A 22514-nucleotide genomic window follows, 5' to 3' on the forward strand; every position below is an offset into this window, starting at 1 on the left:
CGATGGAAAATTCAGAAATTGCTGCTTTTTTGGCTGAATTAGATGAACAAGGTATATTTGTTTACTTGCAAGAAGACCGCTTAAAGCTGCGGACGCAACTTACCACTGTGCCGGCAGAACAGCTTGCGCGAATCAAAGCATGTAAGCAAGCGTTGATCGCTTACATGCAACAGCATCATCAAAAACAAGGGCCGTTATCAAGCGCTCAGTATCGGATTTGGTTTATTGACCAATATGAGCCGTTATCAGCGACGTACAACATGTGCGGGTTACTGCATTTTTCAACATCAGTGTTAACGGCAGATGTAGAGCAAGCGCTAAACACTTTACTAACACGTCACCAAGTTTTAAAAAGTAACTTTGTTACAGTCGATGGTAATGCCGTACAACGAATTAATGAAAAGGCACTACTTCATTTAGACACAATCGAAGTCGGTGTTAATGAAAATAAAGCGGATATTATCGCGCTGCTTGATGATGAACTGCAGCATTGTTTTGATTTAGAAAATGAACTGTTATTTCGAGCGACCTTGATAACGCAGCAGAATCGAGGGCAGTGGCTGTATATTGCGATGCATCATGTTGTTGCAGATGGCTGGTCGGTTCAAATATTAGTACAGCAACTGGTTGATATATTGGCGGAATGCCCGGGTGATCTTGGCTCGTTGCAGCAGCCACAATTACAGTATTTAGACTACGTTCATTGGGAAAAGCAGTTTAAGCAAACACCGGTATACCTTAATCAGCTTGAATATTGGCAAACCTCGTTAAAAGACATTGAGTTGTTTGAATTACCAACCAGCTATCCGAGAAAAAGTCAAAAAACATATCACGGTGCGACTCATCATTTTGACATATCCAAAGCAACGATAGCGCCGTTTACGCACTACTGTCAGCAACATAGCGTCACACAGTTTGTTGGGTTACTGAGTGTATTTTATGTGTTATTACATCGGTATAGTCAGAAAAATGATGTGACTGTGGGTGTACCAGTATTAAATCGAGACCAGCCAGAATTTGAAGCAATGGTTGGGTGTTTTGTTAATACGTTAGCACTGCGTCAAAAGCTCAGTGCAGAACAATCATTTCATACTTTGATAAGTACGACAAAGGCCACGGTGGCGCAGGGGTTAGAAAATCAAAATGTTGCACTTGAGAGTATTATTGAAGCGCTTGGTTTAGCAAAATCATCGGCACACTCAGCCTTGTTTCAAATATTGTTCAACTATAACGGTATTACCATTGAATCACATCAAACGTCGGAGTTATCAGCGGATCTGACGCCTTTGGATAACAATACGGCGAAGTTTGATTTCACACTGAATATCACAGAGTCAGATACTGGGTTAGTTGGCAGTATTGATTACTGCACTGCATTATTTGACGCGCAGTTAATAGCGCGAATGAGTGATGATTTTATTGCGCTGACAACAGCATTGAGTTCTGCACCAGAGCAAGCAATCGGGAAGGTAGCCCTGCCTTCAATTTTACGTTCTGAGAATACATTTACAACAAGTAATAGCGTAGTACAAGACGATGTGGACTTATTATTACATAAGGTAATGGCTCATAGTGACCGTAACCCAAACAAAACGGCGTTAGTTGAATCGAGTGTTCATACAGAAGAACTAAGCCGGATTAGTTATGCACAGTTAAACAGCCTCAGTTTTAATTTTGCTCAACATATGACCGCCTTGTTAGAACAGCACAGTACGTCACAATTAGCCCCAATCGGGTTACTTGTATCGCGTTCTGCTTATTCAGTACTGGCAATGTTTGGCATTATGCGTGCGGGCAGAGCATATTTGCCGATTGAGCGCGGTACACCGGTACGTCGTATCATGGAGATGCTAAGTCAGGCAAAAAGCCAATATCTGATCACGGTTGATAAGCAGAGCTTAGTAGAGGCCGACATGCAGCTATTAAATGAGCATGAAATCAGCATCCATCCATTTGAGGGCTTAATAAGTCCTTATATAGAAAAAGAATTCGCCCTTCCAAAAGTACAACATTGTGACTCAGCATATGTGGTATTTACATCTGGCACGACAGGTAAGCCCAAAGGCGTTGAAATATCTCATGGGGCACTCTCCCATTATGTTAATGGGGTCAGCGAGCGGATTCAATTTGATGAAAATATACGTGCCGGTGTGATCACAGGATTGGCGACTGACTTATGCCTTACAGGAATATATCCAGTGTTAGCAGGTATGGGCACCGTAGCGCTTGCCTGTCATGATATTGGTGCTGATCCAAGCTTAATTGTGGACGCATTATATCAACTAGACGTTAATTTATTAAAAATAACGCCGAGTATTGCCAGCGAATTACTGCCTGTCATGTCGCAGAATATCAAGCATATACCCGCTATTTCATATTGGGTGTTAGGTGGGGAACCATTAACGCCTCAACTTGTGAATACACTGCAGAGCGTGTACCCAACGTCTTCCATAATAAATCATTATGGGCCATCAGAAACATGCATCGGTGTGACGACATACCAGATTACGTCTAACGAGCAATGTACGAGTACTTTGTATCCAATTGGTCAGCCGCTTTCTCATGCTACGGCGTTAATTTTGGATGAGCTAAAACAGCCTACACCACCAGGTATGCCGGGGGAGTTATACATTGGAGGCAGGAGTTTATCAACGGGCTATATCAATGCACCTGAACAAACCGCAGACAACTTTGTTGAGCATGAAAGTAATGGGGTAGCACAGTTGTTTTATCGCTCTGGCGATAAAGTGAAACTCACGCCACAAGGCGATATAGAGTATTTAGGCCGCATAGATAATCAACCAAAAATCAGTGGTTATCGAGTTGACCTGTTAGATATTGAAGCAAAAGCGACCGCGCTGCCGATAATAAGCAGCGCTGTAGTGGTGTGTCGAAAATTGGGTAAACTTGACACGCTAGTAGGGTATTGCACCTTATCAAATGAGAGCGTTGATTTAGATATCGCGAAAATGAAGCAAGACATTGTAAATGCTTTAAAGTTGCTATTACCAGAACCAATGGTCCCCCGAATATGGGAAATTGAAACACAATTACCGTATTTGGCAAATGGGAAAATAGATCGCAAGCAATTACAAAATAAGCCAATTCAAGCTAGTAAACGTGCGTTTGTTGCTGCTCAAACAGATATTGAGCACACTTTAGTGGCGCTGTTTTCTCAATTGACAGGACATGAAAAAGTCAGTGTTACGGATGACTTTTTCGCTATTGGTGGGCACTCCCTGTTAGCGATGCGATTATTGAACTTGATACGTCAGCAGTTAGATGTGAATATCTCGCTTAAAGCGTTATTTGCATACTCAAGCGTTGCTGAGTTGGCAGCATATTTATGTCAAACGTCAGAAAAAAGTGGTTTACAAGGGATAGTTGCGCTTGAGCATCATGATTTAATAGGCGTTCATCCATTGTCGTTCTCACAACAAAGGCTGTGGTTCGTTGATCAAATGCAAGGTCACAGTGAACAGTACAATTTACAAGGTGTTTATACCTTAAAAGGTAACGTGAATATAGTGGCGTTACAACAGGCATTTCAGCGAGTTATTGCGCGTCATAAAATACTTCATTTTAATTATCAAAGCAGCGCGACAGCAGAAGCAACGCAGAGCTTAAATTCACAATTAGCGTTTACCTTGGCTGAAATTGATTTATGTGATTCTGATAACCCATCACAGCAACAAGTGGCTCAGACGTTCATTGCGGATGATTACAGCACATCATTTGATTTGACGGATGATCTACTGTTACGTGCAACGTTACTTAAGTTCGATACTCAATGTTATCAACTTATTGTCACAATGCATCATATTGTGTCAGATGGTTGGTCGATTTCCATTTTGTGTAAAGAGCTGTCAGAAAGTTATAACAATTTGGTTGTGGGTAATGAGCACTGTGCCCAAACGGCACTGCCGTATCATTATATCGATTATGTGTACTGGCAGCGCACACAAAAAGCTTCGCAGCAATGGCAAGATAGCTGTGAATATTGGCGTTCTCAGCTCGACGGTTTACCAACAGTGCATACGCTACCAACTGATCGTGCACGTTCAAATAATGTGATTAGCGGAGGTGGGCTATTTAAAGGTGCAATACCAAAGGGTTTGACTAAGCAATTGCGACGCTTTAATAAAGCATCATCACAAACACTCTTTTTAACATTAAAAAGCGTGTTTACATTATGGTTTAGCCGTATTTCTGAGCAGTATGATATTGCAATTGGCACCCCTGTCGCGGGGCGTGAACTCGCCGAATTTGAGCCTATTATTGGTAATTTCATTAATACTTTAGTGCTAAGAAGCCAGATGTCATCTGACACTGACCTAGCGCATATGCTGCGAATGACTAAAGTGACATTGAGCGATGCATTGGTACATCAACAATTACCATTTGAAGCACTTGTTGATGCCTTGAATATTGAGCGAAGTTTATCAATACATCCATTAATGCAAGTGGTATTCAGAGCAAATAATGACGTGAATGAAACTTTACAACTTGATGGGTTGATAATTGAACAGGTTGAGAGTGGCGTACGTAGTGCGAAATTAGATCTTGAAGTATCGGTAATTGACAGTGGTGACGCTATCGATATTGAGTGGCTTTACGATACTGCACTATGGAATGAGTGTAGCATTAAGGCGTTTTTTGAGCAGTACTGCTATGTGTTACAGCAATGTCTTGACGACATTCACACCCCACTTTCAAAGTTACAACTATGGACTGACCAAGCACAATCACAGTTTATATATGACACCGAATCGCTCGATTTAACTGTGGCACAACAACCGACTTTTTCAGCGCATTTTTCAAGTATGGCACGACAGTATCCGCACTATGATGCGCTGTTATATGATGGACGAGCCTATTCTTATGAGAAGATAGAGCAGTGTGCCAATCAATTAGCACATTGTTTACTCGAAATGACCTTTGAACCACAAAGCCGCATCGCCATCTTATTACCATCGGGCCCTGCAATGGTTGTGGCGATACTCGCAATTTTGAGAGCAGGCCATACTTATGTTCCCCTTCACAGTAACACGCCCAGCCAAACATTAAACTACATCGTTGATGACGCAGAGCTCATGATGATTTTGGCATACAGTGATGATACCGATACATTGGTTGACAGTGGCAGTGACTTCTTATTGTTAGATGATATTTTTGATTTAGACTCAAATTTCTGTGGCTATGATACGGCAGCACCAAAGGGTGATGAACGCGCTGGTGAGCCTTGTCATAAAGGCGAAGATATATGCTATATCATTTATACGTCAGGCTCTACTGGTAAGCCAAAAGGGGTCATGATCAGTCATGATAATCTAAGTGCATATTTACAGCATGCTGTGACTTGTTATAAACCGAAAGATGGGGTGATCTGGTCGTCGGTTGTGAGTACTCCATTGGCTTTTGACGCTACGGTAACCGCGTTATTTCCGCCTTTAATGCATGGTGGAACCGTTGAAATAATACCTGAAGGTGGAGAACAGTTAGTTAAGTTAACCGACGTTATATTCTCTAGTATGAATGCTAAGTTATTCAAACTAACCCCCGCGCATTTGAGGGCCATTGTTGGCCTATCGAAAGATAAAAGTAACACTTTAATGAACCACACATTGGTGGTTGGTGGTGAAGCGCTGGAAGTTGACTTATTGGCAGCTTTGCGCAAAAAACTGCCATATTGTCGTTGGGTCAATGAGTATGGTCCAACAGAAACCACAGTTGGTTCAACAACGTATACCATTGATGATACACAAACAACGCTCAGCAATGGTATTCAGGTGCCGCCGTATACTCAGTATGTAAATGAGGGGCATAAAGATGTGCCTATTGGTATACCAAATAGTAATGTCATAGTGCGAGTGGTTGATAGATTTAATCAATTGACTCCATTGAACATGCCGGGAGAATTGTTGATTGGTGGGCCTGTTGTTAGCCAAGGGTATGTGAATTTAGCTGGGCTTAATGATGAACGTTTTGTCACACTGACATTTATGCAAAGCAATGGCAAAAAAAGAACACAGCGCTTTTATCGAACCGGGGACATTGCATTTTGGCAATCGGATAAAAAAACAGAAACCAGTTATTTGCGATACAGTGGACGGATTGATGAACAAGTTAAGTTGCGCGGCTTTAGAATAGACGTCTGCGCCATTGAGCACACATTACGTGAATTAAATGAAGTATCGGATTGCGCGGTCACTGTCGATGTAGAACAAGCGGTGCTGCACGCCCATATTGTGATGTGCCAAGGTCATACTATGGTTTCTCGCCTTCTCAAGTCACAGTTAGCAAACACGTTACCTCATTATATGGTCCCGTCGTTATTTTTTGAGCACGATGGCATACCCGTTACAAAAAATGGCAAAGTAGACAAAACTGCGTTAACAGTAGGTATTGAGCAACGTGATTTAGAGCCTAAAGCGGTTGTTAATGATAAAGACTTAACACCCCTACAAAGTTATTTATTAAACCTATTCCGTGAAACGTTGCTGTTGGAGCATATTGGTATAGAAGATAGCTTTTTTGATATAGGCGGTCACTCGCTCTTGGCTATTCGGCTGATTGGACAAATTCGCGAGCAAAAACATTTTGATATCACTTTACCTCAATTGTTTAAAACACCTTCTGTTGCAGCGTTAACGGACGCGTTGCAGAGTTGTCAAAAGATTACACACGCTCAAGAGATTGTAAAAGTGTCGAGACAGCAGGCATTGCCCTTGTCTTATGCACAGCAAAGACTGTGGTTGATTGACCAAGTGCAGCAAAGTAGTACGCAATACCATATGCCTGCGAGCTTTATATTTAATGGTAAGTTGAATCTAAAAGCGGTGTCGAGTGCATTACACGACTTAATTACGCGCCATGAAGTGCTACGCACCATAATTGTGAATCAAAATGGCAGTGATGCACCAGAGCAAAAGATTAACTCAACATTCTCAGTACCACTAAAATGTCTTGATTTAACCGAGCTCAGTCAGCAAGAACAAGACGAACAGTGGGCACATATTGCATTCGAGGCAAGTACAGCACCATTTGATTTAGCACATGATGTGATGCTGCGTGTGGTAGTGGCAAAAATGACTGAACAAACCAGCCTTGTGCACTTTAACATGCATCATATTGCCAGTGACGGTTGGTCTATGGCGATTTTAATACGAGAGTTTGTTGCCTATTATCGCACGCATACTGCTGAGCAAGAGTATCAATTACCACAAACTTTGGCTGAACCACTCTCAGTGCAGTATGCTGACTACGCATACTGGCAGCGCTTAGTGTGTAGCGAAAATGCATTGAACACATCGCTTGATTATTGGCGCTCACAATTACAAGGTGCACCACATGTGCATGAGTTGCCTTTGGACTTTACGCGCCCTCAAGAACAACAGCTTGTCGGGGCGAGCGTTATTCACCATTTAAATGCCGCGACAACGAAAGCCATACATCAGCAGTGTGCAGATCACGGTGTAACATTATATATGTGGCTTCATACGGTATTTTCAGTATTAGTTATGAAATACAGCCAATCTCAAGATGTACTAATTGGCTCGCCAGTTGCGGGGCGTGATCAGGCTCAAGTGAGTGATTTAATTGGTTTCTTCGTGAATACGCTTGTCATTCGAAGCCAGACCCAGTCCAAGCAATGCTTTACTGAACTTTTAGCTCAGCAAAAGCAGGTTATTGTTGATGCATTCAAACATCAACATGTGCCTTTTGAGCAGTTAGTCGAAGTGTTACAACCAGAGCGTAATTTGGCACATCAACCTTTGTTTCAAATTTTGTTTGCGCTACAAAATAATGAAGTCACTGATTTTACATTACCGCATTTACATATTGAACAACATTCAACGCACGCGGTACGAATGAAGTTTGATTTAGAGGTAAATGCGATTGAGCAAGGTGATGGTATTCATATTCAATGGAATTACAACACATCACTATTTAAAAAACAGCGGATTGAACAACTAACTCTCAGCTTTGAGGTGATGATTGCTGCTTTACTCACAGCACCATCTCAGCAAATTGGATCATTATCCGTAATGAGCGCGGATACAAGACAGCGGTTACTGGCTGAAGAACTAAGTGGCCAAGAAGCAGTAGAAAATAACCTGCGATTAAGCCCAGAACCCCATACTCGCCATGTCATGTCTAGGTTGAATAAACATTGGCATAGCAAAACGGGCTCGAATGAAGGTCATTTGAACCAGTCTAGAGCATTGATAGATATTGATGGGCGTGTAATGAGTTACGCTGACCTGGTTAAAAAAACCGATCAGCTCGCAGGGTACTTGCAAAGTAAAGGGATCGGTAAAGCCAGCAAGATTGCAATTTGTTTACCGGCATCGAGTATGATGATTATCGCTATACTCGCAGTAGCCAAAATAGGTGGGGCCTATGTGCCCATAGATCCCAAGCAGCCAATATCAAGACGTCAGTATATATTAGACGATTCGGGCTCTGAACTATTAATAACTACGTCGCAGTTAGATATCGATTTTAATACGCTAACGCAATCGAGTGCCTCATGTCGCTTATTGTTAAATGAATATAATTGGCAGCAAGAGATGAGTGAACTTGCACCTGTCGCTTATGATATTGATGATCTGGCCTATATTATTTATACATCGGGTACGACGGGCATGCCGAAAGGGGTGCAGATAACGCATCGCAATTTATCGATGTATCTTGATCATGTGTTGGATACCTACTTAGATGGCGATCAATCTATTAGTGTGGTGAGTACGCCATTGGCTTTCGATGCGACGGTGACGTCAATTTGGGGGCCATTATTGACGGGAATGTGTTTAGATATACTCGTTGATGATACACAAATGCTGACCCAACTGTCGCAACGTTTGCAAAGCGAACACTCTGGATTTTTTAAAGTCACGCCCGCACATCTGCAAGGGATATTGGCTTTATTGCCTCAAAAAATCATCCCCACAGCCCATCAAGTGATTATTGGTGGTGAAAAATTACCATTACCTTTACTGCAATCACTCAGTGAGTATTTCCCTAACATTCAATGGGTGAACGAGTATGGGCCAACAGAAGCAACCGTCGGAACCAGTGTTTATCGTTGTAATGCGGCAAGTATAGCCGAGCTTGATCAACAGCAGTTGACGCAAGTGCCCATTGGAAACGCCATTGCAAACAGTCGACTCGTGGTGCTCGATACAGAGCAACAGTTGGCCCCAGTGGGCGCAATTGGTGAACTATACATTGCAGGAGACAATCTTGCTTTAGGCTATTTAAACCAACCAAGCCTAACAAATCAGTGCTTTAACATGTTGCCATTGGGGCCTGAGGGTACCGAACGGCGCTTTTACCGCACTGGGGATAAGGTTCGTTGGCATATAAATGAACAAATGCACCCTGAATACTTATTATTTTACGGCAGAGTAGATGAGCAAGTTAAACTGCGAGGCTATCGTATTGAATTAAACGAAATAGCTCACCAATTAAGACGTCATGGTGATATCGATGAGGCGCAGGTACTGCTAAACCCTGAGACAGAACAACTTGAAGCCTTCATTATTTCACAGCAGTATGGGTTGCAATATCAATTTTCAGAGCAGCAACGCATTCAGCCCGTATCCAACAATGTCATAGGGGCTTTAAAAGAGCATTTAGCTGCGCTTTTACCTACCTATATGATCCCCCATAAATGGATGGTCGTAGAGCACATACCGTTAACCCACAATGGTAAAGTTGATTCTAAGCAGCTGTTGAATCTAAGTGCTTCAATTACTGTAGAAAGTAAGAATATTGCCGCAAATAATGATTTTGAGCGCGCGCTAATTGATATTTTTTCCAAGATATTAGGTGCTGATTCTATGGGAATAACAGATAACTTTTTTGCATTGGGAGGGCATTCATTATTAGCCACCCAGTGTATGGCAATGGTGAAAGAGACCTTAGATGTAGACATTCCCGTACGCGTTTTGTTTGAACGGCCAACCATAGAAGCACTTTCTAAGTGGTACAGCATTCAGAAAATGATGACTAACACAGCGCCAAATGATAATGAAAGCGACACTTCAGAAGAGATGTTTTTGTAATGAATGGACAGTTATTAGTAATTGAAGACCTTATTGCTGAAGCTTTAAGCGTGGGGGTTACTCTGTACGAAAAGCAAGGGAGCTTGGCATTTAAGCAAACGAATGGTTTTCCAGAAGCATTGAAGTTACGGGTGATAGCCAATAAAGCGCAGATCATTGCGTATTTTCAGCAACGAAAATCGTTAGAAGCCTCGTCAGATAATGCGCTGATCCCTGTCGTATCACGTTCGCAGCGATTACCTCTTACTTTTGCACAACAAGGGTTATGGTTTATTGAACAGCTACAAGGTAGTCGTCAATATTATATGCCCGCCGAGTTTGAATTGCAGGGAAAAATAGAGGTGCCATTACTACGTGAGTCTATCAAGCAGATAGTAGAGCGGCACGAAATATTACGGACCCGCTTCAGCTCAAAAGTAGAGCACAATGGCCAGCCGCACCATCTGGTTTCTACGTCATTTGATACGCCGTTTGAATGGATAAATGCGGCGGAGTTTCCTGTTGCACAGCGCCATCAAAAAATCATTGACTCTATTACTGATCATCAATCACAGAAATTTGATTTAGAGAAGGATATATTACTGCGTGTCCTTTTAATCTCAGATGGTTCTCAGCATTATTTAGCCTTTAATATGCACCATATTGTGTCAGATGGTGCATCATTACAAATACTCGTTCAAGACTTGCAACGTACATATTGTAATTTACTATATCCCTCATCTAGTTCTGCGCTATCAACGCTTCCCATTCAGTATGTTGATTATGCTCATTGGCAAAAATCTATGCTATCTGAGCAGCGACTAGCTACGCATTTAACGTATTGGCAAACAACTTTAGCGGGGCTAGACCCCATTCAATCTTTACCGACAGATAAGCCTAGACCGGCAATACAGCAGCAGCAAGGTTTAGTGTATCGGCAACAGCTAACCATGCCGTTGTTATCTAAGATTCAGGCACATGCAGCGCAGCAATCGGTGACCCCTTTTATGTGGCTGTTAAGCAGTTTCATGTTGTTTATTGGACGCATTAATCAGAGTGAACAAGTTGTCGTGGGCACCCCGGTTAGAGGGCGGGAACACCCACAGTTACAAAACTTAATTGGCTTATTTGTAAACACCTTAGTTATTCGAGCTGATTTATCCAAAGAACAGTCATTTAACGATTGGCTGCAACAACAAAAAGACCATATATTGCAAGCTTTTGAGTATCGTGATACGCCATTTGATAAGGTCGTTGAAGGGCTTAACTGTCCACGAGATTTAAGTCACCATCCATTGGTTCAGATTTTGTTTACTTTGGAGATGGATAACAGAGCCGATTTTCAATTACCAGAGCTTGATATTCAGGAATATCGCAGTGCTGAGCGCGCACACCAGGTAGCAGTTAAATGTGATATCGAACTCAATGCAACGGTTAATACACAAGGCTTGTTACTCACCTGGAAGTTTGATAAAGCACTGTATGAAATAGACACAATAATGCATTGGGCAACGTGCTTTGAAGTATTATTAGAGCACATTGTTGAGGGTCCACAGCGCAATTTTAAATGTTTGGAACTACTTAACCAGCAACAGCAAATTGACTTAGCCGTGCAGCAAAGTGGTGTACTGGCGCAGTGGGATAAAGCAGCAAGCTTAGTGCATATTTTTGAACAAAAAGCGGCGCAATTTTCCCACAAAATAGCAATCAAGCATGGTGAAAATGAACTGACATATCAGCAACTAAATGACCAAGCGAATCAACTCGCGTGGGTATTACGTGCAAAAGGGGTGCGTGCGCAAGACATGTTACCCGTGAGTATTACTCGACGTGCTGAGTTGGTGGTGACTCTGCTGGCAGTGCTTAAAGTTGGTGCTGCCTATGTGCCGATTGACCCCGACTATCCGGTGCAAAGGATCAATTACATTCTTGATGATGTTGGCAGCAAATGGGTACTCTGTGATGCGGCAAGTTTAGAGCTGTTTAATCAGGATGAACGCAATTTAGTCGCTATTAATATTGACGATGCAGCACTGTACGCTGATATTGACCAACGTCATAATCTTGAATTAGCGATTGAATCCAGTGATTTGGCTTACATGATTTATACATCTGGCACGACAGGGAGACCCAAAGGTGTACAGATAGAGCACCGCCACGTTGTACGCTTATTATGTGTTGAACCGAATCAGTTTGATTTTAATGAGCATGACGTATGGACACTCTTTCACTCATTCTGCTTTGATTTTTCAGTATGGGAAATGTATGGCGCACTCTTGTTTGGTGGCCAATTGGTTGTTGTCGAATCGCAGACAAGCAAAAATAGCCCTGCATTTGCACAATTACTGTTTGATGAAAAAGTCACGGTACTAAACCAAACCCCCAGCGCGTTTTATGCTTTGCAAACCCCCTTCATAGACGAGGCAAATAGTCGCCGTGAAGGTAGTCACTTACGATATGTTATTTTTGGTGGTGAAGCGTTACAACCGGTGAAATTGGTCCCATGGGCTACGCGTTTTACTGACTGTCAATTGATTAATATGTATGGCATCACCGAGACAACGGTGCACGTAACATTTAAGCGTTTGACGCAAGATGATGTAACAAATGGGGTGAGTAACATCGGTAGACCGATTGCAACAACCTCATGTTATGTGCTCGATAAACAGCAACAGTTATTACCCATGGGCGCGGTCGGTGAGTTATATGTGGGAGGCGCAGGTGTTTGTCGTGGCTATTGGCAAAGACCGGAGCTAAATGACTCGCGCTTCATTGCTGATCCATTTTCATCACAGGCCAGTCAAAGGTTATATAGAACTGGTGATTTAGTACGATATTTACCAACGGGTGAATTGACATACATTGATAGAGCGGATGACCAAGTTAAAGTGCGAGGCTACCGCATTGAGTTGGGCGAAATAGAAAACCAACTTCGAATGCACCCATGGCTTGCAAGTGTCGTGGTGCTACTGAACAAAGAGCAGGTAGATAACCCAAGGATCTCTGCATTTGTCGTGTTGAATGATGATGCTGAGTTTAATGCGCTTACCGAGCAAGTGCAGCAGTTTCTGCGGGCAACACTTCCTGATTTTATGCTGCCAAGTAATGTCATTGCGATGGCGACATTGCCACTAACATCCAATGGAAAAATAGATAAAAAAGCACTCATCGCACAGGATAAGTTTGAGACTTCGGCAGAACAATATGAGAGCCCAGAGTCGAGTACAGAAGAGGCGATTGCCAGTGCTTTCGAATCGATATTAGCAGTCGAAAAAGTAGGTCGAAATGGTCATTTTTTCGCTTTGGGTGGACATTCTTTGCTCGCGACGCAACTTGTTGCGCATTTGACCATACAAGCAAAACTATCTATTGCTCTGCGAGATTTGTTTCAGTTTCCTGTGGTGAAAGATCTCGCAGCAGTATTAGTAAAGCGTGCAAAAAGTGAATATGTTATTGACGCTTCGTGCCTTTCAATACCGTTAATATCACGTGATAAGCCATTAAGTTTGTCATTTGCACAGCAGCGTCTGTGGAGTATTGATAAAATACGCCAAGGTAGTTTGCAATATCATATGCCTGCAACATTTGTGCTATTTGGGGAGTTCAATGTCACACACTTCAAGCAAGCATGGCAGGCAATTATACAGCGCCATGAAGTACTGAGAACCACTTTTAAAGAAACACCTGATGGTTTACCAATACAGGTCATACATGAACAGTTTGAATTGCCATTGCAGGTTATTGATGGTTGTGCGCTTAACAATGAACAGCAGCAACGTCGTTGGCTGAAGGTCATACGAGATGATCAACAACAAGCATTTAATTTAAATACAGATTTACCATTGCGTCTGCGGTTATTTAAACGTCAGGACGATCAATATAAGTTATTGGTGAACCTACATCATATTGCGGGTGATGCACATTCTTTGGCCATTTTGATTGAGGAAATAGAGCAATTTTATGCTGCGTTTACAACTGGTTCACCGTTACCGGCTAAGTTACAAAAACCGTTAGCCATTCAGTATGCCGATTACGCACATTGGCAGCGGTTACAGTTACAGAATCTGCAATTGAGCGCCGCAAAACAGTTTTGGTTAACGCATTTACAAGATGCGCCGCCATTACACCACATACCGTTAGACAAATCGCGAACGACCAAGGCTCAGTTGCAAGGCGATAGTCATATTGAAATGTTGAGTCCATCACAAGTTTCACGATTGATGCACAGCTGTGCAGCGCTTGATGTTACACCTTTTGTGTGGTTACACACCGTGTATTCCTTATTGGTTGCTAAATATAGTGGCAGCGATGACGTTGTTATCGGGTCGCCATTTTCGGGCCGTTCACATTCACAATTAGATCCATTGATTGGGTTTTTTATTAATACACTGCCAATTCGTACACAACTGTTGGCTGGTATGACTTTCTCTGATTTAGTACAGTACCAGCAGCAAGTTATGCTCGATGTACACGAACATCAAGTAATGCCATTTGAACAAATCATTGATGGCTTAAAACTTGCCAGAGGGCTAAACCATCATAGTGTATTTCAGCTTACCTTTTCACTGAACCCAGAGGTGAATACGGTGCTGAAGTTACAAGGAATGAGAGTTGCGGCGACACAAGAACAAGCACCTCAGATAAAATTCGACATTGAGCTGGCGTGTACGCAGCTTAGCTCGGGAATGCGTTTAAATTGGGGTTATAACAACGCCTTATTTGAGTCACAAACGATTGTCACAATGGCAGGGGCGTTTACTGAACTCGTAGAACAATTATTAAATAACAGTACTCAGTTGATAGATGACATTCAATTGCACTGTACTCGCACGTTAAATGCAGAATCGAGTGGCACTGTGAATGGCCTCCATGCTTTACGCGGAAAACGTGATGTTGACGCATACGAGCGTAGCATTGTTGAACGTATTGTCGATATTGCCAGCGCAAGCTGCACAGCCGAAAATACGGCAATTATAGAGGCCGAGTCAGCTCAATCACTGAGTTACCGACATTTACATGAACAGTCTGAATTGTTAGCAAAAGATTTAATTAATAATGGGTTACAGAGTGAAGAGCCTGTTATTGTTAGCATGTTAAATGGGGCAGAGTTTGTCATTTCGTTATTAGCGGTTTTAAAAGCGGGTGGATGCTATGTTCCCGTAGATCCTAATTATCCAGATTCTCGCATCATTTATATTATCAATGATTGCAGGGCGAAGCGGATCATAACGACTAAACAGTTTAAAGCAAGGCTAGGTCAAAACGACACGACAGCCAATCAAGTGATATGTATTGATGAAGTGTTAGCTCATATGAGCAATGTCACAAAATCAAATGCAGCAAGCCTCGCACGAATTAAGTTGCCAACGATATTGCCAGACCAATTAGCCTATATCATATACACCTCAGGTACGACAGGTCAGCCTAAAGGGGTCATGATCCCTCATAGCGGTTTAGCGAATCTCTGTCGTTGGCACAACCGCACATTTGATGTGGGCAGCAACAGTATTGCTACCCAAACCGCGAATATAGCCTTCGATGCGGCGACTTGGGAAATATGGCCATACCTGAGCGTGGGAGCATGTTCTATCGCGGTGGCACGCAATGCGCTTAATGATCCACAAGGGTTATCTAAGTTACTTAATGACTATGATGTAAGTCATAGCTTTTTGGCAACGCCTATTGCAGAAGTTATGTTATCAGACAGTCGCTTTAAACCGGCTCACTTACGGTATTTACTGGTTGGCGGAGACAAATTGAGCGCGTTGAGTACAGCGCCTTATCCGTTCAAGCTCATTAATAACTACGGTCCGACAGAGGCCTCTGTGGTGGCGACGTCGGGTGAAGTACAGCAATCGACAATGAACAGTGCAACCATACCAGATATAGGCTTGCCGATAGACAACTTTGAACTGCTTATACTTAATGAACGTCAGCACCGTGTTTTACAAGGCATGATTGGCGAGTTGTATATCACGGGAGATGGCCTAGCGCGCGGGTATTTAAATAGGCCTAAACTCACACAAGAAAAATTTGTTAATGTCTTTAATAGTGAAGGAGAACTAGTAAGAGCATACCGGACAGGCGACTTGGTACGACAGCGCAATAATGGTCGTATTGCCTATATAGGTAGAAATGATGCTCAAGTTAAGATCCGAGGCTATAGAATTGAGCTGGCTGAAATTGAACATCAGTTGCGCTCATTGCCTGATATAGCCGAAAGTGTAGTACTTGCGGTGCAGGTGCATGAAGGACCTAAACAACTAGTTGCGTTTGTTATAACGGCGCAAGGCGTTTCTCATACTCAAAATACACAGGCTTTTGAGCAACAGGCTTTGGCTTCATTACGTGCTCAATTGCCAGAATATATGGTGCCAAATAAGGTTTTGATATTGTCAGAGTTGCCATTAACACCACATGGCAAAGTGGACCATAAAGCACTCATCTCTCAACTAAATGCACACGACGCGACGATACACGAAACAGATCATGAAGGTCCTGCTAAGACGGTATTAGAGCAACACGCTAATGCGAATACACACCAGCACGGCAATAACTCATTGTCGGCGCGTTTACTCGAGATATATCGACAAGTTTTGAATAACGCACAGTTGCAAACAAGCGACGACTTTTTTGCCGCAGGCGGTGATTCAATCATTAGCATACAAATTGCCAGCAGAGCGAGAGCACTGCAAATCACAGTGTCAGTCGCAGATATATTTAACTTCAACACTGTGGCATTGTTGGCAGCGCATTTAGCACACTCAAATACGTTAGAAGTGTTCGTCAAAGAAGCCCCGCCATTTGTTGGGGAATTACCATTACTCCCTATTCAACGTTGGTTTTTTGAACAACAGTTTACGCACAGCCACCATTGGAACCAAGCGTTATTGATAAGCATTGATAAAGTGTTTGAAGTTCAGCAAATACGCGCTGCGCTAGCGTCTGTAATGGCACACCATGATGGATTAAGGCTAGTGGTCAATCATCAGCAGGGCGCTTATCAATTGTCGGTGATTGGGGAGATTGATATTGTGTCGGTATGCAGTCAATTTGATGCGCACAAACATGGTGATAATTGGCAACAGGCGTTTGCATATACGCGGGATAACAACCAAAGCACATTCAGTTTTGATGGCCAGCCTTTATTTAAAGTGTGCCACGTTATAACACCGGATAGTGAATCGCGTAATCGTTTACAAATTATAGCGCATCACTTATTGATTGATGGGGTGTCGTGGCGGGTTTTGCTGGAAGACATTAATCACGCCTTGATTGCTGTGCAGCATGAGAGGCCACTGCAGTTACCGCCGCGTACAGCAAATTTACACGCGATCAGTCTATTTTTTGAAGAACAAGGTCATAAAACAGAAGATTTGGCGTATTGGCAAGCATTGACTGAAGCCGCCAATTCAGCGCAGCTGTTAAACTTTAACACACAAAAACCAGCGACCGACTCTGAACTTGACAGTTGTAAAGTCAGTATTCCCGAGACTGTGACTCGCTCCTTGCTGACAACGGCAAATCAACCATACAACACTGGGGTACAATCTTTGTTATTAGCTGCTTTGCACTGGTGTGCAATGCGACATTATCAAACGAAAGATTGGGTAGTGTTACTAGAAGGCCATGGACGAGAGTTATTAAATAATAGCCTTGATAGTACGCGCACTGTGGGGTGGTTAACTGCGATGTATCCACTGCGGTTATTTAGCAACACCAATAACTTGGCTGATGTGATCTGTAATGTTAAAGAGCAACTTGCATTTACTGCAGGAAGGGCCAGTCAGTTTGGGGCATTGCGGTATGCACACCCTGATGAAGCAGTGCGCGAATCGTTAGAAATAAAGACTAAAAACCAGGTGTTTTTTAATTATTTAGGTCAGTTGGATGCGGTATTTGACACTGCGGGTGTGATTGGTGATGCGACTGAATCAGCGGGGGTACTGCATGCGCAGCAAAACCATGCTTATTACGGGTTACAGATCACAGCAGCGGTGGTTAACGAGCAATTATCGTTCACTTTTGAATATGACAAAACACGTATAACCGAGCAAACTGTCGCTAACTTAGTTGCATATTATCAGCAGAGCCTTATTGACGTGGCCAGCTATTGTAACGAGATAAACCAACAATTACACTCTGCAAGTTTAGGTACATGTGGTAACGACCTAATTAGACATAGATATACGCCGAGTGATTTTAGCTTGCTAGCTGATGTGTCTAATTTACATTTACAAGACATTATTGCCAAATTTCCGTCGCAACACATTGCTGATATTTACCCAATGAGTGCGTTACAACAAGGTATGTGGTTTCACAGTCAATACAGTGACAGTGCCCAGCAAAATCATGCTTATCTTGAACAATCAACCATGCTCCTTGAAGGGGAGTTTGACGTTGAAGCGTTTGTATATGCATGGGAGCAGGTCGTTGCGGCACACAGTATTTTGCGTACCGCTTTTGTAAGTAGTCCAATAGGGCCTGTGCAAGTTGTTATCAGTGACTGTGAATTGCCGTTACACGTTGAAATACCTTCGTTACAATCATGCAATGATGAGGCATATATAGAGCAAAGTGCCGCAGATGAGTATCAACAAGGAATCGATTTATGTGCAGCGCCATGCCTGCGTTTAAAAGTTGTATTGTTTGAGAACAAGCGCACAGGATTTATTTGGACTTACCACCATCTGATTATGGATGGTTGGTCTCTACCCATATTGTTTTCTCAGTTACTGGCGCAATACACTGCGCGTGTAGCGGGTTTTATCTCGCCTAAAGTGCATGACAATTATAGAGATTATATTGACTATTTAGAGCAGAAGTCATCATTGGACGAGCAGCAGTTCTGGCACACTTATTTGTATGAGGCCGATGAAACGACCTTATTGGCAAATAATATTGCGTTGATACAAAACCCGGTTGAATTAGCGTCTGAACGCGCGGTTGAAAAAAATAGCTCGGTCGTTGAGCATAGCATCACTTTATCTGTGCAGTTGTGCAGTACCATGCAAGTATTCTCACGCCAACATGGCTTGACTCTGAATCATTTACTGCAAGGTGCTTGGGCATACTGGATCAGTATGTGTTGCAATAAAGACTATGCATTGTTTGGTCAAACTGTGTCAGGACGACCCAGTGACTTGGCAAATATAGAGCAACGAATTGGCTTGTATATTAATACGCAACCTGTATTGCTCAATACGCAAGGTGACCAAACAATATTACATTATTTAGCTGCCGTTAAACACAGTGCTTTAGCGCTGTCAGATTACGCTCATTCACCTTTGACTCAAGTACAAGGGTGGAGTGCGATTGATAATGCCGCGGTGATGTTTGACGCACTTTATGTATTTGAGAACTTTCCGGATGATCCACTGACAGACAGTGAACAAGCCCCTTTCAACGTCATCCGTAGTGCTCATAAAGACGAAACACATTACCCAATGACTTTGGTTATAGGGCAGGGTGAACAGTTGTCTTTAACCTTGTGTTATCAAGTTGGATTATTCAACCAAGGTACCGCTGAACACTGTTTAGCAATGTTGTCACATTTGTTAAATGAATTTGTGCAATCACCAGAGCAAGCTCTAAAATCAATACCTTTAGACGGAATAGAGCACAGCGTCGCGCCTAGTTCATCCGCTAGTGCATTATCAATCCCGACGTTTTCTTTTGACAGTGCAATAAAGACATTACCTAGTGAGCAAGATATAGAAAAAGAAAGTCGGCCAGTACAAGACCTACCAGTAACACATATGACGATTCAGCAATGTTTCTCAGAGGTTGCAACACGTTTTGGAGATTTGATTGCACTGGAAGATTGTTCCAAGAGTCGTTGTTCACTGGCTGAGCGAGTTAAAAATGCAACTCACTCAGGATATACAGTGACTTATCAGGCACTGGATAAGGCGGCTAATCAACTCGCAAATTATCTATCTACTGAACTGTTTGATAGCACTGGTGATCGTAATGCACAACCGATCATTGCGGTGTGCCTACCAGCCGGTGCTGATTTAATTGTCGCCATCCTTGCGATACTCAAAATGGGGGCTGCGTATTTGCCGATTGCGCCAAATTTACCTGCGCAACGTAAGACGTTTATGCTCTTAGATGCCAGTGTAGATATGATGCTGACCCAAAGTGCTATTGATGCGAGTGAGCTTACTAGCATCGCTGAAACTTCGGTTATTGCATTGGATGCCATTGGGTCATTAGTAAGTAGTCAAGCACTTGCGTATTCATTGGAGGAGTTTGCCCCTCAAGATATTTGCTATGTGATATATACCTCAGGTACAACGGGTGTACCAAAAGGGGTGATGGTTGAGCAGCAAAGTGTGCTTAATTACGTGACATTTTTACAGCACAGCTATGGCATAACCTCCTCAGATAACTACTTACAGTTTGCCAGTTGTAGCTTTGATGTATTTGCTGAAGAGGTGTTTTGTACCTTGCTCAGTGGGGCCACATTGGTGCTGGCAGAGCAGACCCAGCTATTAAACACTTCAGCATTGGCCAGTTTGGCACAACAAAGTAAATTGACCTTAATGAGCCTTCCTACAGCATATTGGCATCAATTGGCGGCATCGAATGTTTCGCTCAATAGTCAACTGAGGCTCATTACAATCGGTGGAGAGCAAATGCAGCTGAGTGCGTTAACGCAGTGGCAGAAGCAATATGGTACGCAAATCAAGTTGATTAATGCATATGGCCCGACTGAAACAACAATTTCTGCCACACTGTGTGAGGTTACACACTTTAGCGGTACACACATACCAATTGGCCAGCCTATTTCGGGGTTGAATGTTCATATTTTAGATAAGTATCTGAGGCCAGTCCCCAGTTATGTTGCAGGAGAGTTATACATTAGCGGGTGTGCATTAGCTCGAGGCTATTTAAATGATGTTCAAAAAACCGCGAGTGTCTTTATCGAAGAGCCGAATACGGGGATTCGATTGTATAAAACTGGGGATAAGGTTCGGTGTCAGAATAACCAGGATATTTACTTTTTAGGCCGCTTAGATAGTCAGGTGAAAGTGCGAGGTTATCGTATCGAGCTGGGTGAAATTGAGCGTCACTTGCAACGTATAGAATCAGTCACCGCTGCGGCGGTGGTGGTACGACAAGGTCAAAATGCAGGCGAGCAGCTGGTGGCGTTTATTGAAACGTGTGATGACCACATTTCTGTCGCGTATCTTCGTCAGCAATTGGCTGAGCAACTTCCTGAATATATGGTGCCGCAATTGTTTCAATGCGTTGCAGCGCTGCCTCATAACAATAATGGCAAAATAGACCGTCACCAGTTAGTTGTGATGAGTGGGCAACTTAATACGGCTAACACCGCAATATGCGTCGCGCCTACTAATCCGATCCAAGCCTTACTCGTTGAACGATTTAGAGCATTACTGAGTCAAGCACAAGTGAGCATTGAGGACGACTTCTTTACATTGGGTGGTCATTCGCTATTAGCAATGCGTTTGGTGGGGGAGTTAAGCTACCAATTACAAGTTGATGTGCCCGTTGACATGTTGTTTCGACACAGCACGATTGTGGCTCTGGCGAGAGAGATTGAACAACTTCAGCTTAGTCATAAACCGAAACAACTCAGTACGGTGTTGTGTTTACAAAAAGGTGAGCAAGGTTACACACCAGTGGTACTTGTGGCTGGTGCTGGTGGCTTATTAATGGCCTTTTCTTCATTAGTACAGCAACTAGATGACCGCATTCCCATTTATGGCTTACAGCCAGATGAAATTGCTGAGCAACCCGATGTTGTTGGGTCGCTTGCACACACAGCGGCACATTATTTGAGTGCACTAGCAGATGCAGATATTCACGCAGACGTTCATTTTGTGGGGCATTCATTTGGTAGTTTTATTATTTATGAAATGGCCAAACAGCTGCAGGAAGTATCTCAGCAGCCTACGTCATTGCTCATTTTAGATACGCCTTTGCCAACGCGACCTATTGAGCCTGTAAGTGAGCATCAAGCCATTGAATTTGTATTTCAAAATATAGATGAATTTTTCCAGCTGGGCTTTTCCAATGCAGATAAAACAGACTATTTATCGTTAGATGAATGCCCAAGAACGCAATGGTTGTCAAAGCGTTTGGCCAATGCGGGTTATCACTTTACGCCATTGCAGTTAGCCCGTTTTCAAGGGGTATTTAAAGCGCAGTTAAGGGCACATGTATCTATAGACACACTGCTGACGGAGACGCTTATCAGCGTCATAAAAGCGACAGATACGAATGAATTTGAAAATAAGGCTGTTCCGAAAGATATGGGATGGTATGCGGTGAGCCATAACCTGACAGCATACGAAGCTGCGGGGGATCACTTATCGATATTGCAACAGCCTAACAATACGGTATTGATTGAACAAATACAGAGTAAATATGTGCTCAATCAGTAAATGTAAACTATAAGTTGTATCTTAAAAATCGACCTCGAAAAAGGAAGGG

General features: G+C 42.8%; 2 protein-coding genes. Both read left to right on the forward strand.

The features are described from left to right. Nucleotides 1-2: 2 nt before the first annotated feature. A complete protein-coding gene (locus tag PAUR_RS07295) occupies nt 3-10070 on the forward strand; it encodes a non-ribosomal peptide synthetase (protein WP_192507124.1) in 10068 nt (3355 codons plus the stop codon). Next, nucleotides 10070-22465, forward strand: a complete 12396-nt coding sequence (locus PAUR_RS07300) for a non-ribosomal peptide synthetase (protein ID WP_192507125.1) — start codon at nt 10070-10072, stop codon at nt 22463-22465. The genes PAUR_RS07295 and PAUR_RS07300 overlap by 1 nt, the downstream gene beginning before the upstream one ends. The last annotated feature ends 49 nt before the right edge of the window (nt 22466-22514 follow it).

The organism is Pseudoalteromonas aurantia 208 (genome assembly GCF_014858725.1).
GTDB lineage: Bacteria > Pseudomonadota > Gammaproteobacteria > Enterobacterales > Alteromonadaceae > Pseudoalteromonas > Pseudoalteromonas aurantia.